We start from the raw sequence: 23,207 nt of genomic DNA on the forward strand, positions 1-23,207 counted from the left end.
CAAGAAAAACACAGTTCAAAATCCCTCAAGCGGCCTGTCTTCCGTAGTGTTTGAGCACGCCACCCAGGCGAGTCTGACAGACGACCTGCTCTTCCCTGCCGAGTAGCTCATCGACGATCGACCAATCGCCAGTGAGCGGACGATTGCACTTCCCTTGATGCGGTCGACTTTCGCTATAGAAAATAGCATACTCAGAAACGATGTGGTCGAGGTACTCCAGCCCAAAGGTAATGAATCGATTAAAGCATTCGTAGCACAGCGAGCCACTCCACCTTTTCACAAAAGCATTTTGATTGGGCGCTCGTGGTGCCGTTGGCTTCACGCGAACATCAGCCTGTTCGAAGACCGCCTCGAAGTCGAGAACATAGCAATTGTCGTTGTCGCGAATCAGGTAGCTGACCGGCAGGTCAGCTTCTCGAGCCTGCACGAGCATTGACTCTGCTTGCGTGAGCATCCACTTTTTATCGGGCTTGAATGTCGCCGGTGAGCAGATCACTCGCCGAGACCCGACATGCAAGAATGCCAGCACAAACGCCTGCTTCAGCCCAGTTTTCGTGACCGTCATCTTGCAGAAGAAGTCGACTTGCCACAAAGTATCCGCATGGATCTTCACTAACTCATCCCAGGTAGGCGCTATCCCACTCACTTGTTGGAAACCCTATAGCGTGTAGAGGTGGTCCGGCGCGAGACCGGAATTTGGCGGCTTATCTTCTCATGAGGGAAGCCTCTTTGGAGTGTAGTTGCCAAACCTGTACCGTACAGTTATTGAATTCCTTAAAACTTTTGAGTACCGCTATAACCCGCGAGATAACACACTGATTTGCAATGGTTTGCAATTACTGCGAATGACGCTAAATTTGGTGTTGTTCCCCGTGTTTTCGAGGGTTTTCCGCTGGCAAAAGTAGCGTCTCATAACCTCGAGGGCGTCGCGGTGTGACGTTGCTTATTCGGGCCTTCTTATCGGCTTCCAAAATCTCGTGGAGGATGGGTAGAAACGGTCCGAGGATCGGCTTGCCTCGTGGCTTGCGCTGGCGATAGCCGGGCGGCTCGTTAGACGTGAGCATCTTCGCTAGCGTATGCCAGCTGATGTCATATTCGCGGCAAGCAGCGTGTTTCGATAGTTCGCCGGTTAGAACCCGGCGACGAACTTCAGTCCATTGTTCCATCTCAGCGTACAATCCTGCGCTGCAACTTTCAGTTGCCAAATCTCCCCGCCAAGCGCCGCACTTTTCGAACGCTATTCACAGTCGGGAGGTGATGTTTTTCTCTTGCACCGTCGTATCGACGTTCACACGGGCCAGGTCTTGCTCGGTGACTTGGTTTTCTCGTAATGCCAAGGCGAGCGTTTCTCTAACCAGCTCAGCGAGTTTCTCAGCACCGACCCGCTGTCGCCACTTTGTTAGCGAGGTGGGCCGCTCACCCGGCGAATGCCTCTCGGTAGCGGAATTGGCAGCGGTGGGGTACGGCTTTCAGACCACGCACCAGCCAAGAAATCAGCGCACAGGCAATGCCGCGTAGTAGTCTGAGCATGTTTGCCCCGGAGCGGCCAAGATCACGTTTATCCCGTCGCCAGCAAGGCCTTTCAGAAAGCAGCGGCCGAGACGATGGTCGCTCTTGAGATGGCCAATCTTCGGCTCGACCGCGCTGCGTCGTTTGCGACTCGTTGAAGCTGTGCCAACTGAGTCGATCCACGAAAGAAAAACCGCCGACCACGCTAAGCGACAACTTTACACCGAACTCAGTGTCGAGTCCTGCCTTGCCCTGTTTGAGCGCACGCACATGCGTCTGCGTGATGCTCACGATCCGGTCGTCGACGCATTGCCATCGCCCGTGCTACTTGAGAATTACCGGCGTCGGCAGGCTAGCCCGAACGCCCCGAAGAGGAGGAGAATCGCTGTGGATGGCTCAGGCACACCTGTTGCCGCCGCCACAACGGCGGGGAACAGATCTTTAAACTGCCCAAAGTCATCTAGGTCGACATCGCCATCGAAGTCGATGTCGCCCTGCGGATAGCCAACGGACCCGTCAAGTTCGCCAGCCAGATTGTCAGCTAGGATCTGAAAGTCCGCTACATCGACACCGTTTATGCCATTGAAGTCGCCCAGGATACCGATATCCGTTTCAATGACGACTTCGCCAACTGTAATGTCGAGGCCCGGATTTTCAGTCTGCCCAGCCCAGGAGGCAAATCCAGTCGTCATGCCGTGCGTGAAATTGCCACTCAGACTTCCTGTGATGTTTGAAATCGTGTCTCCTCCGATGGTCACATCGTAAGTGTCTGCCGTAAGTTCAAAGACAAAGGAAAGCGGATTAGGATTCGTGACGGAGACAGCATCGAGAGTGAAGTCCATGCTATCGAATGTAAAACTCGCAAGTTGATTCCTAGCCCCAGCGCTATTTTGATAAAAGAGAGATGATATTCCGTTGGAGAAATCACCGTTACCGGTTCCAGTAACTAAACTATCCGACTCTATCTGGATCCAGAAACCCTCCTGAGGGTTTCCCACGTCGGCGGCACTGCTGTTGGCTCTCACGCCGAAGTAGAGGCGGTCTGTATTGCCAGTTCCGGTATTTGCAACGTTAATGGGCAAGTTCACTTCGTTGATTTCGAACGTGGAAACAACGGTTGAATTAACACTCGCACCATCCTTCGTCGTAAAATTGGCTCTACGCCCTCCATTGGTGGGCAATGTCATATTTGCGCTACCACCTGATTCATCGATAGCTGACCCACCGCCAGCAACGAATGTATTTAAGCCATCGCCAGTCCCCGTCGCATTGGTGCCAAGGTCGCCGTCGTCGAAGGTGTCGTTAACGATCACAAGTTGAGCTTGCGCTTGTTGCCCCACAAGGCAGAACGCTGTAATTGCCGCACCTAGCAGTAGCGTGAATTTCATAGTCATCAGTGGTTCTCCAAGAAAAGAGGTTGCAGTTGTGAAATATAACCTACCGACGCCGGCAGGCAAACCCGACCGTCCCCAGGAGGAGGAGGACCGAGGCGGATGGTTCGGGCACAGCCGTATTAGCTGCGGCCTGACTGGCAGATTGTCCGTAATTGCTCTGCCAATCGCTGAGTTCGCTAGCCGAGAGGCCATTTCTTTGCCAAACTAAAAAGTCAGCGCTGTCGACAGCGCCGTCGCCATTGAAATCTCCCGGGGTTAGGCTGAACGCACCATACTGCACGATTCCGGCTATCGTATCGCCGCCAGCGAGATGGAACTCAAGTTCAAGGTCCTGCACGATTCCGTCGAAGTCGAAGATTGACCCTAACGACATCGCAAGGCCTTCAGCCTCCAAGTCGAAGGAACCATCGAAAATCAATTCGCCAATGTGCTTGTCACCTGGATTCGATTCAGTCCAACCATTCCCTACGTTGTCCTCAAGACTATCCCAAGAACTCGGGTCGAGCGAACCTGATTCCGAGGTGATCAAGTAGCCGTCGATCTCAAGGTCAAACAGCGATTGGTTTTGCAGTGCCACTTCGCCCGTATCCGGGTCGACCAGTAGAACGACGTTGTTCAGCGGCCCAACGAATTGGACCTGACCAAAGCGAGTTTCGCCCTCGCCACTAAGGCCATCGGGGACGTGGTATTCAAAAATAACTCCGGGCCCTTCTTCGGCAAATGCCGTGGGAGTGAAGTCGTAGATCGCACCCAGGTCGATGCTCGCATCAACGGCTAACGTGCTGGACCCGTCCAGGTTGAGCTCGCCAAGCGAATTGGCTCCAGGGTTCGCTTCGGTCCAGCCGGGCTCACTCGCATCGGTCAAGCTGGTCCACGCTGCAGGATCAAGTGTGTTGTCGGCCGAAGTTATAAGATAGCCGTCCAGTTCGACGCTTTCGCCGGTCGCTGGATTTATGATCGAAGTGGCACCTGTTCGGCGGTTAACTTGCAGAGCGAGGTTTACTTCCGCAGGGGGAAGTGAATCAGGGCTCTCCGCGTTGGTCACTAGGTAGACTTCGCCCGTCTGTTTGCTCGTCATGAAAAGTTCGCCACGCGGCCCCAGGCCAAAGCGGACATCGGTGCGTCCATTGCCCGGTAAACGACCAGCGAAGATGTCCTGCAGGCTGCCGCCGGATACGTCAACGTCACCATCTCCATCTTCATCCAAAGTGAGCTCCAAGCGCGAAATCATAGCCTGCGTAAGTTCGGAGGGGGCGTCACCGTCTTCGAGCTGGGTCTTCGCGTTGAGCATGTCCACGAAACCGGTGTGGTAGACGTATCCGTTGGAGGTGCTGAAGTCGGCAAAGACGTATTGGCCGTCCAACGCGACCTCACCAACATCCACAGCACCGATATCGACGACGAACCCACCAGCCACGGCATCGCCGCTTCCGGTGTCCTCAAAAAGGTGGTCGTACTGAGCCGCCGGATAGACATAGTCGTTCAATGCCGCGTCGTTGCTTGGCAGTGGCGAAACGCTACGGTCAGAATTGCTGACGAAGGTCCCTTCTCGGTCGTTCCATCCGTAATCGCCACCGGGCTGGAGTAAGTTGATCTCTTCGATCCTCTCGAAGCTAATTTCACCCACGATGATGCGCGACTCGCCTTGGGCGTCCTGAGCAAACGAGAAAGTGTGCGGGTTGCGATGCCCGCTCGTCCAGATCTCGCCAAGCGCGTTGGGGGTGCCCACGAACGGATTGGTGGCGGGCACCGAGTAGGGCGTGTTGTTTACGGTGTCCTCAAGCGGGTTGATGCGAAGGGACTTGCCCAGCGCGTTCTCGAGGTCCTGCGCTCTGCCGTCGGTGACGCCTCCTTGGTTTTGACTATCGCCGTCGCCGTGAGTGATGAACAACAGCCCGTAGTTCTCATCACCCGGCTGAGCGAAGGGGTCGAATTGAGGCAACTTCAGCGGGTGGTCATTCTCGGGCAGTTGGGTGCGGAACAACTCTCGGTAGCTGCTTGGATCGACCTCGCCCGATGCGCTGCTGTAGGTCCACTCGGCAACGACACCATCAGGATTTGTGTTGTTAAAGTTGGTTCCAAGGTAATTGAACCCGCCTACGTTGCTCGAGTTACTGACCATCGTGGAGGTGTAGAACTTTCCGTTGATGGCGAATTCGGGGTGGAACGCAATCCCCTGCAGGCCGTTTTGTCCCCCCGAACCCGACCGCTCGTAGCCGTTCGTGTTGCCGACCGCTTGGGCAATCGCATCGTCGTAGTCAAACCACACGGTCGAAGTCCCCTGGCCTGAGCCGTTGTCGGCGATCTCGTAGACGTGGCCTTCCTGGGTCACAAGAAACGCGTTGTTGTTGCCAGTGTTTGTCGGTTGCGACGCCATCGAGTTCAACCGAGTGTCACTGCCAGGGTCGGCGTACATCTTGAGGTGGAGCGTCCCGCCAGAGTAGTCCCGAGCGTCATGGGGCGGTGGCAGCGGATCGGTTTGCCCAAATGCTGATTGCGAAGCCGCAACCAAGGCGGCAACGAGGGTCAAGCAGTGGATAGAATATTTCATGTTCATAAAATGTGATCTCTTCAATTAGATTGCCTCTTTCGGCCGCCCCCTTCGTCATCGACGCGACACTACGGTCGCAAGATCCCTTTCCTGCGCTGCGAGCAAGCCAGTGAAGTCAATGCCACTAGCAACAGACCGAGTGACGTTGGCTCAGGCACCGCCGTACCAGCTGCGGCCTGACTGGCAGATTGTCCGTAGTTGCTCTGCCAATCGCTGAGTTCGCTCGCCGACAGGTTGTCTCTTTGCCAAGTTAGGAAGTCAACGCCGTCGACATCGCCATCGCCATTGAAATCTCCCGAGGTGAGGCTCAACGCTCCGTACTGCACGATTCCGGTAATCGTATCGCCACCAGCGAGATGGAACTCAAATTCAAGGTCCTGATCGACGCCGATCCCATCGAAGTCAAATAGTGCACCCAGCGAGATCAGTTCGCTTCCACCCAATAGCGCCAGCGTGTCCGCCAGATTCAATTCGCCAATGTGGGTGGCTGCCGGGTTGGATTCGGTCCACCCATTCCCTTCACTGGTCTCAAGGCTTTCCCAGCCTGTTGGGTCGAGTGCGGACGAATCCGATGTGACCAAGTAGCCGTCAATTTCAATGTCAAAGATCGATTGATTCTGGATGGCTGCTTCGCCCGTTTCAGGATCGACCAGCAATACGACGTTATTACGACGTCCAACGAATTCGACCAGACCTGTGCGGGTACCGGCGCCAGGTACATTGTATTCAAAAACTAGGGTTGGCTCAGCTTGGCCTATCTCCGTGGGATTGAATTCGTAGATCGCTCCCAAGTCGACGCTTGAATCACCAGCTATTGTACTATCTCCTACGAGGTTCAGCTCACCCAGCGAATTGGGACCGGGGTTGGATAGCGTCCAGTCGGGGCCAAACGTACTACCAAAGCTGTTCAAATTGCCCGGAACGAGCGAGTCCGAGGCCGACGTAATAAGATACCCGTCCAGTTGCGTGTCTTCTCCAGCAGCGCGATTCTCGATCGACGTCGCACCAGTTACGCCGTTGACGGACAACACGAGCAAGGGCGCCTCGGGGATAGTCGTCGTGTTTGTTACGAGGTAGACGTTTCCGGTCCGCTTGCTAGAAACGTAGACTTCGCCATTGACTCCCATGCCAAAACGGACATCGGTTCGGGGTTCGCCGAAGAGGGACTTGAAGTTATCCGCAGTTGCATCAATGTCACCATCGCCATCATCATCAAGGGTTAGCATCAGTCGCGAGACGAAGGCCTGCGTAAGTAGGCTGGGGGATTCCCCATTGGCTAACGTGGTCTTCGCATTTATTAGGTCATCGAAGCTGACCTGATAGGCGTGCCCAGACGCGGTGCTGAAGTCAGCAAAGATGTACTCTCCCTGCAGGGCGGGGTCGCTGCCGTTGTCGATGACGACGCCCCCGGCAATCGCCTGACCGCCAACGCCCATTCCGACATGGTCGTACTGGGCCGAGGGGAAGGTATAGCCGTTCTGCCATTCGTCGCTCGGCAGTAGTTCGATGTCGTTGCCGATGCCGTAACCACCGCTGTTGTTTTGTTGTTTATGGACAAAAGTGCCCTCACGCGGCCCCCAACCATAATTTCCACCGGCCTGTAGGACGTTGACCTCTTCGATGTTATTCCGCCCGATCTCGCCAACGATGATTTGAGAGTCGCCATTGGCGTCCTGAGCAAAAGAGTACGTGTGCGGATTGCGATGGCCGAGGGTGTAAATCTCGTCGAGCGTGTTGGGGTCATTCACGAAGGGGTTGGTTCCAGGCACCGAGTAGGGATTGCTGTTCGCGGTGTCTTCCAGCGGGTTGATGCGAAGGAACTTTCCTAGCGCGCCCATTGTATCCTGAGCATTGTTGAGGCCGTTCTGGTTATTCGCATCGCCGTGAGCGACGAACAGCAGGCCGTAATTCTCATCCCCTGACTCGGCATAGGGGTCAAAAGCGGGCAGCTTGAGCGGGTGATCATTGACTGGCGCCTGCACGCGGAACAGTTCGCGATAGCTGTTGGGGTCCACTTGCCCGCTGCCGCTGTTGTACGTCCACTCGGCGACAACACCTTCCCAATTAACACCGGACCCTCTGATCGAATTGCCCAAGTAGTTGAATCCGGCGTTACTACTGGGGGCGTTCACCATCGCCGTCGAGTAGAACTTGCCGTTCGTGGCGAATTCCGGATGGAAAGCAATTCCCTGCAGGCCGTTCTGTCCACTTGAACCTGAAAGTTTGTACGCGTCGTTCGAACCGGGCACCGCTACGTCGATCGCATCGTCGTAATCGAACCACTCGGTGGAATTCCCTTGGCCCGCGCCGTTGTCGTTGATCTCGTGCACATGACCTTCTTGAGTGACAAGAAAGAGGTTTTGATTGCCCGTGTTGGTCGGCTGAGTCGTGAAGGAGTTCAACCGACCGTCACTTCCAGGATCCGCGTACAGCTTCAGGTGCAGCGACGCGCCGGAAAACGGGAGGGTGTCGCCGAGGACGTCTTGCCCCAGGGCTAATTGCGGAGCCGCAACCAAGACGGCAACGAGGGTCAAACAGTGGAGCAAGTATTTCGTGTTCATCAGATGTGATCTCTCTAAAAAATTGCCTTCTTCGGCGTGCCTCCTCGTCATCGACGGGACAATGCTTTCGCCTTCAATCGTCAAAAGCGACGCTACGGTCGCGAGATCCCTTTCCTGCGCTGCGAGCAAGCCAGTGACGTCAATGCCACCAGCAACAGCCCGACCGACGTTGGCTCAGGCACAGCCGTACTAGCTGCGGCCTGACTGGCAGACTGTCCGTAGTTGCTCTGCCAATCGCTGAGTTCGCTCGCCGAGAGGTCGTTTCTTTGCCAAGTTAGGAAGTCAACGCCGTCGACATTGCCATCACCATCGAAATCTCCCGGGGTGAGGCTCAACGCTCCGTACTGCACGATGCCGGTCATTGTCATGCCACCGGCCAGATGGAACTGGAATTCAAGATCCTCCTCGATGCCAAGCCCGTCGAAATCGAAGAGCGACCCCAGCGAGATCGGACCGCTTCCGCCCGCGAGGGCCAGCGAGTCACTCAGATTCAGTTCTCCGATGTGGTTCGCAGCCTCATTGGATTTCGTCCATCCGTTGCCCTGACTTGTTTCCAGACTTTCCCACCCTGTCGGGTCGAGTGCGGACGAATCCGATGTGACCAAGTAGCCGTCAATCGCTACGTTAAAGATCGATTGATTTTGAATGGCTGCGTCGCCTGTTGCCGGATCGACCAGCAGGACGATGTTATTGTGAGGTCCTTCAAATTCCACGAGCCCCACACGGGTGCCGCCGTCAGGCGTGTGGTATTCGAACTCGAGGTCCGGCCCCACCTCGCCGAAAGTCGTCGGGGTGTGGTTGTAGATCGCTCCCAGGCTGAAACTTGTATTACTCGCTATGGTGGTGGAACCAGTCAGGTTAAGTTCGCCCAGATGGTTGCTGGTAGGGTTCGATTCGGTCCAGTTGGAGTCCGAATCGCTGAAGCTAGTCCATCCAGCGGGATCAAGCACGCCCTCGACCGAAGTAATCTGGTACCCGTCTAGTTGCTCCTCGACTCCAGCTAATCGATTCTTGATCGACGCTGTACCTGCTTGGGCGTTGACCGCGAGCACGAGCTGTACGTCGGCGGTCAAGGCGATCTGCCCCAGCTGGCCGTTGGTGCTGCCGGAATCCGCTTGGGTCTGAAAAAACAGGCCCATGCCGGTCGGAAGGTTGCCGATCACATTCACATTGTTGAAGCCACCGGAGATTGCGTTGGCGTCGATCAGATCCCACGTGTCGCCAGTCGAAGGGGTTAGCCCGCTGCTCAAATCGACATTCAACGTCCCGCCCAACGTGGCGTTGCCGGCAACACTAATAACGGTGTGGTCGGTGAGATGACTAATGTGGGCTGTCAGCGTTCCGGTGGACGCGAAATTGCCGCCGACCGAGAAGGTCGCGCCAGGGCCGTTGATATCCAACGTGCCGTCGATCTGGACGTCGCCTAAGGTGCTGTAATCGCTTCCACTGACCACTTCGAGCGAAGCGCCGCTGGCGACCGCCAGGTTCTGGTTGACCAAGCCCGACTGCGCCATCAAGGTTCCTTCCGCGACGGTCAGGTCTCCAGCCAGGGTGCTGGAATTCCCGATGTCCAGTTTGCCCGTGCCGCGCTTGGTCAGGTTGCCCGTGCCCTGGATGGCACCCACTAGCAAACCGTTGCCCGCACTGCCAACGCCGATCGATGCGTCACCGTTGAGATAGACGCCACCCTGACCCACGAAACTGGTCCCACCGTCTGCGTACAACGCCCCATTGCCGTCGTCACCATGGCCAGTGATGGTCAGCTTCTCATTGCTGATCTGGACGCCATTGGAAAGCTCGAGCGTGCCACCCGATGCAACAATGGTGCCGTTGTCGTCAAGCGTCTGGGCGGTGACGGCTCCTGTGTAGGTCGTGTTACCGATAGCGAATGTCGCGAAGGTCTCGACGCCGCTGTTGCCGAGGCCTTTTGCATGCGTCACAACGGTCCGCGTTCCGGCCTGTACCAGTGTCACACCGTCGTAGTGGTTTTCCTTGCCGTTGCTGATCACCCCGCCTTGCGAGCGACCGTTATTGCCCACTGCATTGTCACCAATGACGAGGATCTGGTTCGTGTCGTTGACGAAATTCTCATCGTTAAACGCCCGAGGAAGACCTCCACCGGGGGCAATATCGGGGTCCGCTGTATTGAAATCGGAGTCCCGCCAGTTTTCAAAATACCTTTGCCCCAGACGAACATACGACTCTTCGGGCAGGTCGCCGGCGGCCAGGTTGCTGTGGATTGCAATGTCGGCATTCCCATTGAAGTAAGCCGCTGACCAGTTGACGCCAATCGGGGTCCCTGCCGTCAATTCGAGATCGATATCGGTATTATTTCCGCTCCCATAAAACGTCAGCAGCGGGCCGTTAACAATGTTACCGCCGCCAGTGATCGAGGTGTTGTCGCCCACATCAAAGCCAGACGTTGTGTTGTACGCGTAGGAGTTGGTGATATTGACTTGCCCCTGCGTGGCAACGGTCGCGAAGCCGGTCCGCATGCCGTCGACGACTACGTTATCCACCGTGAAGTTATTGCCGCCGTAGGTGCGTACGCCCCCTTCCGAGCCGGACAGCATGATGTTGTCCTGGATGGGGTATTGCCACCAAGTGTGCCCATGCTCCTGATACTCGGGCCGGTCGATGACGTTTTGCGACGGGAACAATTCGCCGGTAATGGTGCTGTTGGACAGTGTCGTGTTTTCGAGATTTGTGCCAGTGAAAAACCCGTGGCCGAACGTTTTCATGGTCAGGTTCAGGTTGTTGACCACGTTGTTGGATGAGAGGTCGGTGTCTGTGCCGTCAACATTGACCCCCGCTGCCTTGCGGTGACCCAGGTAGGGCTGCTGGCCTTGCGAGGCCCCTTTGCCGAACGCGTCGCTCAGACCGTAGTATTCAGTATGCGAGCCGCGGACAACCACCGTCGCACTTTCCAAGGTGAGGTCGTCCCCGATCAACTTGACGTACTGGGTTCCCCAATCGGCGTAGCGTTGCGCAGGGGTATTCAGGTCGAGGTCTTCGCCGATCAGTGTGAGGCCATTCAGTTGGTTGTTATTGCCGCTGAGTTGCACCAAGTGAACGCCACTACCATGTCCTAGCGCTCGCCCATAGCCAGCCAAATCGCGTGTGTCGACCTTGATGGTCGCTCCCGACAGGTCGTAGGTGTTGCCGGAACCCCCGAGGTTCATGAAGATCGGCTCAATGGGGTTGTTTGGGTCGAAGTTGAGATGGTCGCCGTCTAGCCAGTACTCGCCTGGCGTGACAATGCCAGTCACTGGGTGGGGATCGCCACCGGTAGCGCTGAGGGTGATGGTGGTGTTATTCGAGAATGACCCAAGAGCCCGGAGCTGCGCTAGGCTGCCTGCCGGGATCGCCAGAGCGCGTTCGCTGATGAACACTGCGCTGATGAGCGCTACGCTCATGGCTAAGCATGCAAATAGGACGAATTTTATAGCGTGCCATCTTCTCATGTCTTGGGAAACTCCTCTTACGTGTTCCGAACCATTTGCCAACTGCCCTGCCAAGGCAAATGACCTTCACCTCGCCCATTTATGTATCCGCCGAATAGGTTGCTATTTATTGAAGAATTGGGCAATCTCTGGAAAAAACCGGCCATACTCAATACGAACATGGCCGGTTTCGTTCTTTACAGCAAGCTTTCACCATCGACTAGGAAATGCGTCGGCGAATGCACAGGCATCCGAAAGCACCTAGACCGAATAACGCCAGCGAAGCCGGCTCAGGAATCACGCCAAACGAGAAGTTGTCGAACATCCCTTGTTCTGAACGATTGCTACCACCGCGCCATCCGTTGGTCATCCAAACAGTGTAGTCTCCCGCAGGTAACGCATCGTAGGTTCGCGTCCAATTGACATAAGTCCCTCTAGGGGCGTCAAAGTCTGGCGATGCAGCCGTAGTCGAAGCGAAGATGGTTCCAGTAAAGGCAGGTACTGGGTCGGACTGGCCGGTGACACCTTCATTTGGCGATGTGTATGTACCTGAGAGCAGCTCCAATTGCACTGGGATAGTGTCGACGTGGGTGTCACCCATGCCAGGCATGTGGTGGTTACCATTATCTCGGTTAGCGATCCACCCACTCAGAGTGTAGTCCAAGCCACCCACCGGAACGGTCACCGTCTGGTAGAGCTCTGAGCGATTGTTTTGGAGCTGCATCTGCCAGTCGCCGTCTTGGGGGTTGATGTCCAAATCGAACTGCTTGATTCTATCCTGACCGGCTAATTTCCAACTGGCCGGAGCTTGCACACCTCCGGGAGCGACCCCATCGGCTTCAAAGCTCCCGTTTACGAGAATGCTCGCGTTGGCGGACGAGCCAGCAAACGCCAGGAGTGACAGAGCAAGCACCGATGCCAACAAGGCACGGGGCGAAAGCTCTTTATTAAGAGTAAAATTCATAGACATCACTAGACCCTCCAAAAAAGAAAAAGCAGAAACAGAAAAGTATCACAAACTACGGATGAGCAGCGCGACTTTCGAGCAACTCTTATTCAACCTAGGAAAACCAGTACTTACCGATTTCCCGCGGAGATCTTCTCTCATCTCCAATCGTCACAACGCAATCCTCAGGTTATGAGGTCCCCTTCCTCCGCTGCGAGCAGACCAACGAGGTGAACGCTACCAGCAACAGCCCAATGGTAGATGGTTCGGGCACTGCTGAAACTGCAGCCACTGAAGTGCCGGGCGCCGAGCCATATTGGGTTCGCCATACTGTGAGATCGTCGCCGTCAATGGCAAGGTCGCCATTTGCGTCACCAAACAGGTTGAGGGAGACATCTGGAATATTATTGGGGTTGCCAACATTGCTTTGCCAGGTGAGGAAGTCGGCACCCTCCACGAGATTATTCTCGTTGAAGTCGGCGTTGCCCCCCAGTAGGCTGAACTCGCCGTAGCGCACGATGCCGGTCATCGTATTGCCGTCAGCAAGATGGAACTGAAAATCAAGGTCCTGCTCCCCGCCGACATCGAATAGCGACCCCAACGACTTCGGAGCGCTTCCACCAGACAGAGCCAGCGAGCCGTTGAGATTCAACTCGCCGATGTGGTTGGCGGCCTGATTGGATTCCGTCCATCCGCTTCCCAGACTGTCATTGTTTGCTGGGTCGAGTGCAGATGAGGCCGAAGTGACTAAGTAGCCGTCAATAGCAACGTTAAACGTTGACTGGTTCTGGATGGCTGCATCGCCAGTAGCCGGATCGACCAACAATACGAGGTTATTGCGAGGTCCATCGAATTCGACAAGACCCGTGCGAGTGCCGCCGCCAGGGACGTGGTATTCAAAAGTTGGGGTTGGCTCCGCTTGGCCAAACGTCGTGGGATTGAAGCTGTAGATATTCCCCAGGCTCTTGCTGCCAGCACCCGCCACAGTACCAGTACTCGCGAGGTTGAGCTCACCGATCGAATTGGGGCCCGCGTTCGATTCGGTCCAGTTGGTGTCGCCCGCATCGCGAAAGCTGGTCCATGGACCCGTAACGAGCGAACCTGCTGCCGACTTAATAAGATACCCGTCGATTTGCTCGTTCTCTCCAGCAACAAGATTCTCGATCGACGTCGCACCAGAGCGTGGGTTAATCGATAGCTTGAGCTGCACGTCGGCGGTCACCTGACCAAGCGTGCCGTTCGAGCCGCCTGTCTGGGTCTGATAAAACAAGGCCGTGCCAGTAGGCAGGCCGCTGGGCACGTTCGCAGTGCCATACCCACCGGAGATCGCAGTCGCGTCGAACAGATTCCACGTATCGCCAACCGAAGGGCTCACGCCGCTGAAATTGACATTCAACGTACCACCCAACGAGGCTACGCCGGCCACGCTGATAACGCTGTGGCTGGAAGCGTTAGTGATGTTGGCCGCCACCGTGCCGCCGGTCGATGAAAAATTGCCGCTGACTGAGAAGGAGGCCCCGGGGCCGGTCAGTTGCACGGTGCCGCCATTGCTGAGGTTGCCACCGACAGTCAGTTGGCCACTGCCGCTAAGGTTGACCGCACCAGCGCCGCCAACAGTCAACGATCCGGTTGCTCCTGAGGTCATATCCCCAACAGTGTCCAGCTGACCGCCTGTTTGGATGTCGATGGCGCCGTTAAGCACCTCGATTCCGGCCACGCGCGGCACATCGACGCTGACAACGGCGGTACCGCCATTGTTGATACGGGCAGACTCGCCGGGAAATGCGTCGGTATCGGGGATGGCACTCCCTAAGGTCTGCAGCCAGTTTGGGTCACTATTCCAAGTCTGGGCGTCAGTGGGTTGCCATTCATAGAAGGTGATTGTCTGAGCGAAGCTCGGGCTGGCAACCGCCAACACCAACCCCGTCAGGACAAGCCTTATGGTGTGATGAGAACTCATATCGATTTATTCCTCTGGCTGAGCCAAAATAGGTTGGTTTAGGTAAAACACGGTGGGTGAAACTCTTTGAGCGAATAAACAACGTGCAGATTCAAGGAGCACACCCATCGACGGATTAACTACGGGAGTGACGCGTTCGGACCGAGGTTAATAGTCCGCACGCCAGGGCCAGCAGCCCCAATGTGTGGGGCTCAGGCACGCCGGTCGCCGCCGCCACAACGGCGGGGAACAGATCTTTAAACTGCCCAAAGTCATCTAGATCGACGTCGCCATCGAAGTCGATGTCGCCGTCAGCGTAAACGACGGGCCCGTCAAGTTCGCCAGCCAGATTGTTACTCAGGATCGTAAAGTCAGCGACGTTGACAAAAGTGTCCTCATTGAAGTCGCCAATATCAAAATTGAGAGGTTCCGCGGTCAATGTGTGAGCACCATTAACAACACCACTGAAAGTAAACGTTTGCGCAAAGTTACCTGAGTTGCCTCCCTCAAACAGGATAACCCCTGCATCATAAAGATACGAATAGAGGGTGAGAGCGTTGGCGCCGCCACCGTTATTTGCAGCTGTACCGTTGCCTGACCAACCACTGCCTCCATTGGATCGCGGACCGAAACCGGCACCATCAAAAGAAAGGACGCCACCTTCCTGGAAATCGATGACGACACCAGGAATTGCTGGATCGACTGCGTTACCGGGCCAGCCAGCGGCAATCCAAGCCGACGTCCAGTTGACCTCGCCGGTCGCTCCAATGTTCAACGTGACATCTTGGCTTGCGTTGCCACCATTGATGCCACCGAGTTGGGTTTCAAAACCACCTGAGTTCCAGGTGCCGTTGATGTTCAGCACAGCCAGAGCGTCATCCGCGATCGCGGCAGTAGCCGTGTTCGTTGTCGTTTCCCCAGCGTTGAGCGTAAATGTGCCGCCAGCAGAAAGGTCGGGAAAGGTGACCTGAGCCGTAGCAGACGAGGCTGCAAACGCGCCGAGCAACACAGCAAACCCAGAAGCCAACAAGGCACGGGACGAGCGCTCTTTGAGAAGATTGAAATTCATAGTCATCAGTGGTTCTCCGAAAAAATGCCAAAAGTTAAAAGTTCAAGGGAATCTGTAAATCAGCAACAGTACTTTTTCACCTCAACTGCCGCTAAGGCCATCCTCCTTCGCGCGTGTGGAATATGCTTTGTAGAGATCGATATCAATATCGTCGGTAATGAATTCCACATGGCCGTCCGCGTAGACAAAGTAACAGCCCCCGGGGTGTTCGCTACCAAAAGGAATTGCATTTTGTTCGAGCTGCGGCAAGCAATCGGTTCCCGAGTTAACCGGCTGCCACGCTCCACGAAGCGTGCGATCGTAGCCGCAATCCTTCGTGCTTCCGCAGTTACCCGGTCGGTACCACGGAGGTTGATGGAGCAGCCAGCCATCACCGGTAGCGCCGGCAGGGCATGCCACTCTGCCGGGATTATCAGCCCACCCGCCAAGCACGCTTTCTCCCATGAGGAAGGTGCTGGAGGAGCCATCGGTGATCTGCCCAAATCTGATCCGGCTGTTGATATAGAGCATGCCGTCATCAATCATGACGCCGTTGTTGACCATCAGCGGCGTGTCGATGGCCGGGGAGAACCTGGATCCGGTTGCCTCGCTGTGCCCGCGTCCCCCATAGCACCCGAAGTAGTCTCTCCGGTACCCATCGGCGGTGCTTTCCTCCCACTTCGAGACGCTTGGGCAAAGCAGGCCTGGTATCTTTGTTTGGACAAAAAAATCCCTGTTTCGGCTGAAGAACGCATTTGCACTTTCAGCAGGATCAATATCGACCAAATTATCCAGCGCCGCTTCTTCCATGAATGCCAGCACGTGGTGGATATTGCTCACGCCCCAGCCCGCGCCCGGAAACTCCATAGTGAGTCCGTCGGGGAAATGCCCCCTCGACGACTCGTAGTTGAGGTGGGCTAGCCCTTGCTGCTTGAGGTTGTTCGTGCATTGCGAGCGGCGGGCTGCTTCCCTAGCGGCTTGTACAGCCGGAAGTAGTAGGCCAACCAAGACACCGATAATCGCAATGACGACTAGCAACTCGACCAAGGTAAAGCCTGCCGCGCATAACCTATCGTTTCGACTGCCGTGTTTCATAATTCTCATCCTGTTCCTTGATGCTGGTTGCTAAGGCTTGGAGACCAATTCGAAATCGATTTCTCCGCCATCCTGCTTCACTTCAGCGGTTAGCCCAGAGGCCCTTCGGTGCGAGTACCTCTCCGGGACGTGCCACTTGATCCTAAACGGTTCATACTTCTCCTTTGAGCGGGCGGAGCCCGCTTGCTCGCCCTCTTCACCTAGAACTTCTGGCGGAGGTGGCGGGCCACCTGAGGCCGTGCGCGAGGTAACCGTCACTACGTATTTCCCGGGACTAACTCCCTCCTCCGATTTGTGGGCGACCAACGTGTACCGGCCCTCCTCGTCAAGTTCACCCGCTGCGGGGCGCCCGCTTGTAGGAAAAAACTCGATTCGACCGGTCGTGACCGGAGCTCCATCAAGGGTGACTTGCCCGGTTACCGGGATGAGCTCCGAGGAGTTGCACCCGATGAAAGTCAACAATGCCAGGCTCAGCATCCACCGAATGCCTATGGGCGATGCCGATAGCTTGGCCAGCGGAATCGAACAACATGTCCGGACGATTTTGGAGTACAGGTTAATCATGACACCTTTGATCAGACACGGGTCTGATCAGGCACGGGATTTGGGATAAGGAAAACAAGAAAAGCGAAGCTGGACTCTGTATCGCGTTTGACTGCGAAAAAAGGCTGAGATCCCACCATCGGGAGATCTCAAGTCTCATAGAGGCACTCAGCAAGACCCATGCGGTCTGATTCTGACTGCCTGCTGCCCCATGGTACTTCGTGACGCGGCCCCTAAAAGAGGCCACTAAAATAAAACTAGTGTGCTGTGCATAGCGTGTTAACTATGCCTGTGTACTGTTAGATGTCCGTGCAGCTAGATGTTTTTTATCTCAAAAAATGTGGGATTTCTCAAGTTTTCATCATTCATTGAGTTCAAAGAGCTTCTGGACAATGATGCAAATGCATTTACAGTAGTCATTTAAGTCGATTGGCGGCTTGGCCTGCTGTGACATTCTATCCAGACGACTGTCAGGGCTTGCTCTCCTACAATCCCCGCACGAGCCTAGCGCTGCACTTTTCGAACGCTATTCACAGAAGACGCAGCCCAAGGACAACCGGGAAAAGAAAGCAATCGAAAACTGAATTTTATCATCATCTTCGTTGATGATATTAACTACTCCGATATCGGACCCTTTAGTGCGGAAAGAAGATGGACGCCGAATCTGAACAAGATGGCGAATGAAGGTATTTAGTTCACCAACTTCTATGCAGCCTACTGTGCGTGCACCGCCTCCCGGGCTTCGCTCGTGACTGGCTGCTACCCTGACCGAATCAGCATGACGAAGAATTTCAAGCCCAATTCAAAGACGGGATTGAATCCTGACGAAGACACGATCGCCGACGTTCTCAAGGAGCAGGCGTACGCCTCAGCTGCCTTTGGTAAATGGCACTTGGGAGATTTGCCAAAGTTCATGCCGCTCGATCTAGGTTTTGATGAGTTCTACGGGTTTCCCTAGCCGTGCCCAGAAACAGGTTTTCCAGCCTGTGGATCTATGTCCTCGGTGACTCGCCGCGAGCGTTGCCAGAGAAAGAGCCTACCGGGATTGTCCACCAATTCAGTACCGCAAGTAGTACTGCAGATAAGTTGGTCAGACGCTGCATTGAAGGTTGAAGCTCGAAACTAGATGAAGCTGGCAGCCTCGCAGACAGCAAGGAACGTCAAAGTGATGAAGCTGGCTTTACTCACCCTGGGCTTAGAGGCTCTCTTCCTCCGACTCAGGCGGGAGGCTTTTGCCTAGTCGTTTCTTGAACTCTTCAACGCTCGCCTGGTTAACCACTTCGCAATTGACGTTGATTTCACCACGTTGGGCCGTCAGAAGTTCTGCGGCCCTATTGTTGTGCAGTGAGGCAAGCACCCGCACAGCCTCATACCCATAGTTGAACGGATCCTGCGCAATCGTCGCGTGGACACTTCCATCGACAATTCCTTGGAGCGTTTCTGGATCTTCATCAAAAGCAACAATTCTGACTTTATTGAGAAGGCCTTTATCGGCGAGTACTTTCAGCATGGCTGGGCCCTGCCAACCGTTGAGGCCAACGAAACAGCCGATATCCTCGTTCATCTGCAGCGCTTGTATGACATTTTGCTCCGCCTTCGCTGGATCGCCGTCATCTGTCAAAATCGCGACGGTCTCCCAACTTGGATCCGATTCCTTCGCATCCTCTTGAGCAATCTGCATGCTCTTCTCATACCCTTCAACTCTTTCCTGCAGGTTCCCTTTGCTGAGGGTGGCAATCAAAACACACACTTTGCCACCTTCAGGGAGAGCTTCTCGTACCATATTGCCCACAAACTTTCCTGCATTGTAGTTCCTAGTGCCGATGTAATATTGCCGATCCGACTCTGGTGCGTCGGAATCGAAGGTCACTAGGTGCATGTCTTTCGCAAGGCTATTCAGGAGGGGAGTCTCTTTCTTGGCATCCAGGGGGCTAACGGCACATCCGTCGAATGCGTTACGGTCGATCTTCTCCAGCAGCTTAAGTTGCTCATCGGCCTGTTCGGCAGCTGTAAGCATTTCTACCTGAAGATCTACGTTGTGCGCCTTGGCAGCCACCTCCGCTCCTAAGGCTGTCAGCTTCCAAAAATTAGAAGAGCCCCCGGTGATAAACACGACACGAGTCAGCTGTTTTTTCGTCGACTCCGTTACGGTGGGAACGGTACTCCGATACCAGAAAGCTCCGACTACAGTAACCAACAGCAATAGCCACAGCCACGATCGATTTTGAGACATCCGGCACTCCTAAAACGAAATCTTGAGAAAAGGCAGACAATTCCTGCAGGCAACTTTTCATGTCGGGAAATGCTTTTTCCCTCAAAAGCTTGCCGAGCACGCACAGTGATTTGCGTTCTCGAACAGTCAGTTGCCTTCACAATTGAGGCTGAATTGAACGGTTGCATATCAGCGACGGACTCAAGCGACCTGACGCGTCTCCTTGGTCAATTGTCAGATCAAGGTGCTAGGTGACCAATCCGCTGCCACAATAGACGCTCCCCTAGCATATTGAAGCGTCCGGCACGTGGCCATCGGCAGACAAATTGAATCGGTCCCACACGGTACTGACTGGAATTGTAGCGTTGCCGACGTCCACATAGTCACTTATTTCGCACAGGTCGTCAACGCCCGCAGTATAGCAGCCTCATTCATAGTCGAATTCCCTCACGCGAAGAGCCAGCCTCGTCAGGCCTGGAAGAACAAGGCTGTGGCCGTGTGACGCTGCTTCTTCGGGGTCTGCTTATCGGATCGTAGAGTCTCGTGGATGATCGGCAGAAACGGTTCGAGTACGGGCTTCAGACAGTTTCAGTTTCCTACCAGGGCAATCGCATCTAAAGAGAACGCCTCGACGGTTCGGTTCGTCGTGTTGGAGAGAGTGGGGTCGTTGGAAACGCCCCTCTGACAGCAGTTTCAGCACGGAGGACCCATCATGCCAGTTACAAAAAAGCCTGTCATGCTTACACACTTTGACGATCTCACCGATCCGCGTGTCGAGCGGACCAAGCAACATCGCTTGGGTGACCTTATCGCAATTGCCCTCTGCGGAGCGATTTGTGGCGCTAACTCTTGGACCGATGTCGAACGTTTCGGCAAGGAGAAGAGCGACTGGTTCCGCACGTTTCTCTCGTTGAAAAACGGCATCCCCTCGCACGATACCTTTGGCCGAGTGTTTGCAGCCCTCGATACGGAGGAGTTTTACACGGCCCTCGCCAGTTGGATCGCCAGTCTGCAACTCGACCTGCAAGGGAAGGCTGTGGCGATCGACGGCAAGACGCTCCGTCGATCGTTTGACAAGGCCTCGGGGAAAGGCGCTTTGCATATCGTGAATGCCTGGGTGGGCGAACTGAGCTTGTCTTTGGGGCAATTGGCGACCGACCGGAAGTCGAATGAAATTACTGCGGTGCCACGGTTATTAGAGATGTTGGTGATCGAGGGTGCGGTAGTCACGCTTGATGCCATGCATTGTCAAAAGAAGACGGCAGCCAAGATTCGCGATTGCGGAGCCGACTACGTGCTGCAAGTCAAAGCGAACCAGAAGAAACTGCACGATCAGTTACAAGAGTTGTTCATCGACTACGGTGATCGGGATTACCAAGGCGTGCGTCGCCATGCGACGGTAGAGCAGCAGCACGGACGCGAAGAACGTCGTGAGTACTATGTGGCTGCTGCGCCGCAAGGAATGTTGGAAAAGTGGAGTGACGTCCGCTCGATCGGCATGGTTTTTCGGTATCGTCAGGTGGGTGACAAGCTGAGCGAGGAAACGTCGTTCTTCCTCAGTAGCTTGCCACCCAAGGTGAGAGCTTTAGCGAAGCATGTGCGTGGTCACTGGGGCGTGGAGAATTCCTTGCACTGGTCATTGGATGTAACTTTTTCAGAAGATCAGAGCCGGATTCGGAAAGGAAACGGTCAAGAAATCGCGGCCGGCTTCCGCCGCTTGGCGTTATCAATCCTCGAACAAGACACCACGCTCAAGGAGCCCCTCCGCGGCAAACGACTCCGAGCCGGGTGGAATAACGACACACTTCAAGCAATTCTCACCGGAATCGCAGCGTGATTAGATACGATTGCCCTGGATGAGGTTGTGATACTGCTCGAAGGCAGCGTCACGATCTGGGACGAGCTTGAATTGACGATTGTCGAGCGTGACATACCAGACGCCCCGTGAGGCGCGATACCACGGTTTCGGAAACTTAGCAGACATTTTCGGAACCTTTCAACTTGGCAGTTAGATACACCAAGGCGAGCTGAAAGGTTCGCTGGGCCCTCGGGTAGTTGGAGCTACTCGGGGGCCTCCTTATTGCTCTATTTTACGCACTATCTGTGACAGGAACTGTGACAGAGCAATTTCATTCGACGTAAGTCAGTACCCCCGACAGGGTTCGAACCTGTAACCTTCGGCTTCGGAGGCCGACACTCTATCCAGTTGAGCTACGGGGGCGTGTCGCGTTTGGAGCTTCAATAATAGCGTGTTTGCGGTTCTTCGGTAATGGCCAAGAGAGACAGAGTGTCGGCTCGGAGCCGACACTCTGTCCGTATAACACCTCTAGAGATCGGGTTATAGTCGATTTTGGCTGAATCTCGCACTACATTTCTACCGCACCTTTCACTACATATCCGAAAGCGATTAGGGCAGGGAGATTTCCAGCCTACGGGAAGCGGCCATCAGTAATGCCTATTTATTGAAGAGATGTAACAGAAAGTTGTTGATGGCAGTAGAAATCGCGACTAAGCCGGGCACTGGGCTCCTGTCCACTTCGAGACGGCAGTCGTTAGCTCGTTGACGGTCACTCTCTGCGGGAGCATTATTGCCAGTGTGGCTAGAACACGAACGCTGGAATCGGCTCCTCGGCGAGTTCAAAAGATGTCGAATTGCGATAGGTGTGTTGGCGATGCGAGATTATGTCGGTTGCTACGTTCTCAGACGAAGTTTAACCCAGATGGTTATCGCAGCTTGATTCTTTACCACGAGCACTGTTCCTTGGCTTTTTTTACCAATTCATGCAATTTGAAGACACGGTCTTAGTTGGAGTGAGTGAGCGACGTAACTCGAAACAGTTCGACAGGTTCTCAACCGGTGCAAGTCGATCGTTGGCTTTTCCGGTGTCACTAAACTTGCAATATGCACTCGTGCTCGATTTGGGGAGCAGGAGCATGGCATCGAATTGACGGCAAACGCCCCTTCGGCTGGCCGTCTATCAACCGGTGGACGTCGACAAGATAATTGTCCGCCGTTCGCTATCCAGCATCGAAGAAATCATCCGAGGCTTGTTTGTAGAATCAGCTGCATTCAATTCGACAATACACGAAATGGCAGCGGCGGGGACATCCTGCTGTACGAACGGAAAACACAACTTCGCGCGGATGAGCTTCATCGCAGCGAGTTGAGCCAGTCAGGAAACGCCCTCTATTGCGGCAGCCGTTCGCCAGATTGATTCTTCCTATGGAGCGGCCAGGGCTTCTCATAAATCTGAGATCTGCTCCCGTTCGAATGGAATTAAATGGTGCCCTCAAGTCAAAATCGAGCTTAATTTCTGGGGAGTTGAAACCTTCCCTTCTAGTCAAATTGAGGGAGAAGGGATTGCAGGGTTCGAGCTTGCAGCTACAATATTTGTAGCTGCATAATCATACCCTGCACCGTCGCCCCGCTGAAATCTTTACCATGTCGAAAGCCACCATTACTGGAGAAGAGTTCCTTGAAGACCGGCAGGGTAGGACTTTTACGGATGTTTTGAATGACCCTGAGCAGCCTTTTGAGGAGGTGCTCGCGTTTTTCAGTGATGAGAACAGGCAACGACGCATGGAGGAGTCTGAGTTGCATCACGATCGTGCGGCTATGGCAGGTGTGGTGCGAGAACTTGAGTCAGTTCCAGCCATTGATCAATTCCTTTCAGGCATTCATGCGCAACAAACTCAGCGATTTCGACAAGCGATCGGCGTCCTCGTCCGGATTATAATGCAACGCCGTGGATGGAAGAAAACAGGCAGAAAGGGGTCACTGGGCGTTCGTGCGGCAGCATCGAAGCGATCGCCTTCCCACAATACAGGCGGATTGTCCTTCTGGTTTGTCCGTGCGGAAAGGTACACACTTGATCAAGGCATGCCGTTCCAATCGGTCACGCAGCGATCACGAGAAATGCAACCTGCTCGCAAGCTCGAACCGAGCAAAGAAGAGTAATCCAAAAG

General features: G+C 54.8%; 15 protein-coding genes, 1 tRNA gene and 2 pseudogenes. 3 read left to right on the forward strand and 15 right to left on the reverse strand.

What is annotated here, in order from left to right:
* Window positions 1-25 precede the first annotated feature (25 nt).
* The 12 genes and pseudogenes from HG15A2_RS13705 to HG15A2_RS13760 form a co-directional block, all read right to left on the reverse strand.
* Window positions 26-613: an integrase core domain-containing protein gene (locus HG15A2_RS13705; RefSeq protein ID WP_145060769.1), complete on the reverse strand. Its 588-nt coding sequence runs from the start codon at window positions 611-613 to the stop codon at window positions 26-28.
* A gap of 238 nt (window positions 614-851) precedes the next feature.
* Entirely contained in the window at window positions 852-1,166 is a 315-nt protein-coding gene (locus HG15A2_RS13710; protein ID WP_145060770.1) for a hypothetical protein, read from the reverse strand.
* Window positions 1,167-1,656: 490 nt separating this feature from the next.
* Window positions 1,657-1,815 (reverse strand): annotated as a pseudogene (locus HG15A2_RS24605) (IS5/IS1182 family transposase); the annotation flags it as partial.
* A 29-nt stretch (window positions 1,816-1,844) separates the two neighbouring features.
* Complete coding sequence (locus HG15A2_RS13720) at window positions 1,845-2,903, reverse strand: PEP-CTERM sorting domain-containing protein (RefSeq protein WP_145060772.1); 1,059 nt, start codon at window positions 2,901-2,903, stop codon at window positions 1,845-1,847.
* 43 nt (window positions 2,904-2,946) lie between these two features.
* Window positions 2,947-5,454, reverse strand: coding sequence for a PQQ-dependent sugar dehydrogenase (locus HG15A2_RS13725; RefSeq protein ID WP_218931956.1), 2,508 nt, complete (start codon window positions 5,452-5,454; stop codon window positions 2,947-2,949).
* Window positions 5,455-5,522: 68 nt separating this feature from the next.
* Window positions 5,523-8,015 carry a PQQ-dependent sugar dehydrogenase gene (locus tag HG15A2_RS13730; RefSeq protein WP_218931957.1) on the reverse strand — a complete coding sequence of 831 codons (2,493 nt, stop codon included), beginning with the start codon at window positions 8,013-8,015 and terminating at the stop codon, window positions 5,523-5,525.
* 92 nt (window positions 8,016-8,107) lie between these two features.
* A complete protein-coding gene (locus HG15A2_RS13735; protein ID WP_218931958.1) occupies window positions 8,108-11,431 on the reverse strand; it encodes a beta strand repeat-containing protein in 3,324 nt (1,107 codons plus the stop codon).
* Window positions 11,432-11,678: 247 nt separating this feature from the next.
* A complete protein-coding gene (locus HG15A2_RS13740; RefSeq protein WP_145060775.1) occupies window positions 11,679-12,428 on the reverse strand; it encodes a PEP-CTERM sorting domain-containing protein in 750 nt (249 codons plus the stop codon).
* A 166-nt stretch (window positions 12,429-12,594) separates the two neighbouring features.
* Window positions 12,595-14,364: a PEP-CTERM sorting domain-containing protein gene (locus HG15A2_RS13745; protein WP_145060776.1), complete on the reverse strand. Its 1,770-nt coding sequence runs from the start codon at window positions 14,362-14,364 to the stop codon at window positions 12,595-12,597.
* Between the two features lie 115 nt (window positions 14,365-14,479).
* On the reverse strand, window positions 14,480-15,418 hold the full coding sequence (locus tag HG15A2_RS13750; protein WP_145060777.1) for a hypothetical protein: 939 nt from the start codon (window positions 15,416-15,418) through the stop codon (window positions 14,480-14,482).
* 75 nt (window positions 15,419-15,493) lie between these two features.
* Window positions 15,494-16,486 (reverse strand): DUF1559 domain-containing protein, encoded by a 993-nt coding sequence (locus tag HG15A2_RS13755; RefSeq protein ID WP_218931959.1) that lies wholly within the window; start codon window positions 16,484-16,486, stop codon window positions 15,494-15,496.
* 30 nt (window positions 16,487-16,516) lie between these two features.
* A complete protein-coding gene (locus HG15A2_RS13760; protein WP_145060779.1) occupies window positions 16,517-17,050 on the reverse strand; it encodes a carboxypeptidase-like regulatory domain-containing protein in 534 nt (177 codons plus the stop codon).
* A 685-nt stretch (window positions 17,051-17,735) separates the two neighbouring features.
* Here HG15A2_RS13760 and HG15A2_RS13765 point away from each other — a divergent pair.
* A pseudogene (locus HG15A2_RS13765) lies at window positions 17,736-17,987 on the forward strand (sulfatase-like hydrolase/transferase); the annotation flags it as partial.
* Window positions 17,988-18,224: 237 nt separating this feature from the next.
* Here the strand turns inward: HG15A2_RS13765 and HG15A2_RS13770 are convergent.
* Window positions 18,225-19,262, reverse strand: coding sequence for a substrate-binding domain-containing protein (locus HG15A2_RS13770; RefSeq protein ID WP_145060781.1), 1,038 nt, complete (start codon window positions 19,260-19,262; stop codon window positions 18,225-18,227).
* A gap of 691 nt (window positions 19,263-19,953) precedes the next feature.
* On the opposite strand from HG15A2_RS13770, the gene HG15A2_RS13775 reads away from it, so the two are divergent.
* A complete protein-coding gene (locus tag HG15A2_RS13775; protein ID WP_145060782.1) occupies window positions 19,954-21,078 on the forward strand; it encodes an ISAs1 family transposase in 1,125 nt (374 codons plus the stop codon).
* Here HG15A2_RS13775 and HG15A2_RS24100 read toward each other — a convergent pair whose 3' ends face one another.
* A complete protein-coding gene (locus HG15A2_RS24100; protein ID WP_218931960.1) occupies window positions 21,079-21,225 on the reverse strand; it encodes a hypothetical protein in 147 nt (48 codons plus the stop codon).
* A gap of 163 nt (window positions 21,226-21,388) precedes the next feature.
* Window positions 21,389-21,462 (reverse strand) — tRNA-Arg (locus HG15A2_RS13780).
* Between the two features lie 1,221 nt (window positions 21,463-22,683).
* Between HG15A2_RS13780 and HG15A2_RS13785 the strand changes: the two genes are divergently transcribed.
* Window positions 22,684-23,199 (forward strand): hypothetical protein, encoded by a 516-nt coding sequence (locus HG15A2_RS13785; RefSeq protein WP_145060783.1) that lies wholly within the window; start codon window positions 22,684-22,686, stop codon window positions 23,197-23,199.
* Window positions 23,200-23,207 lie beyond the last annotated feature (8 nt).

It is taken from the genome of Adhaeretor mobilis, from assembly GCF_007741515.1.
Taxonomy (GTDB): Bacteria; Planctomycetota; Planctomycetia; order Pirellulales; family Lacipirellulaceae; genus Adhaeretor; species Adhaeretor mobilis.

What these genes read in the sequence shown, in the direction of transcription:
- HG15A2_RS13730 (WP_218931957.1), bottom strand. Translation starts at nt 8,015, where the DNA reads ATGAACACGAAATACTTGCTCCACTGTTTGACCCTCGTTGCCGTCTTG.
- HG15A2_RS13755 (WP_218931959.1), bottom strand. Translation starts at nt 16,486, where the DNA reads ATGAAACACGGCAGTCGAAACGATAGGTTATGCGCGGCAGGCTTTACC.
- HG15A2_RS13710 (WP_145060770.1), bottom strand. Translation starts at nt 1,166, where the DNA reads ATGGAACAATGGACTGAAGTTCGTCGCCGGGTTCTAACCGGCGAACTA.
- HG15A2_RS13740 (WP_145060775.1), bottom strand. Translation starts at nt 12,428, where the DNA reads ATGTCTATGAATTTTACTCTTAATAAAGAGCTTTCGCCCCGTGCCTTG.
- HG15A2_RS13720 (WP_145060772.1), bottom strand. Translation starts at nt 2,903, where the DNA reads ATGACTATGAAATTCACGCTACTGCTAGGTGCGGCAATTACAGCGTTC.
- HG15A2_RS24100 (WP_218931960.1), bottom strand. Translation starts at nt 21,225, where the DNA reads ATGTCTGCTAAGTTTCCGAAACCGTGGTATCGCGCCTCACGGGGCGTC.
- HG15A2_RS13775 (WP_145060782.1), top strand. Translation starts at nt 19,954, where the DNA reads ATGCCAGTTACAAAAAAGCCTGTCATGCTTACACACTTTGACGATCTC.
- HG15A2_RS13785 (WP_145060783.1), top strand. Translation starts at nt 22,684, where the DNA reads ATGTCGAAAGCCACCATTACTGGAGAAGAGTTCCTTGAAGACCGGCAG.
- HG15A2_RS13770 (WP_145060781.1), bottom strand. Translation starts at nt 19,262, where the DNA reads ATGTCTCAAAATCGATCGTGGCTGTGGCTATTGCTGTTGGTTACTGTA.
- HG15A2_RS13735 (WP_218931958.1), bottom strand. Translation starts at nt 11,431, where the DNA reads ATGAGCGTAGCGCTCATCAGCGCAGTGTTCATCAGCGAACGCGCTCTG.
- HG15A2_RS13745 (WP_145060776.1), bottom strand. Translation starts at nt 14,364, where the DNA reads ATGAGTTCTCATCACACCATAAGGCTTGTCCTGACGGGGTTGGTGTTG.
- HG15A2_RS13750 (WP_145060777.1), bottom strand. Translation starts at nt 15,418, where the DNA reads ATGACTATGAATTTCAATCTTCTCAAAGAGCGCTCGTCCCGTGCCTTG.
- HG15A2_RS13725 (WP_218931956.1), bottom strand. Translation starts at nt 5,454, where the DNA reads ATGAAATATTCTATCCACTGCTTGACCCTCGTTGCCGCCTTGGTTGCG.
- HG15A2_RS13760 (WP_145060779.1), bottom strand. Translation starts at nt 17,050, where the DNA reads ATGATTAACCTGTACTCCAAAATCGTCCGGACATGTTGTTCGATTCCG.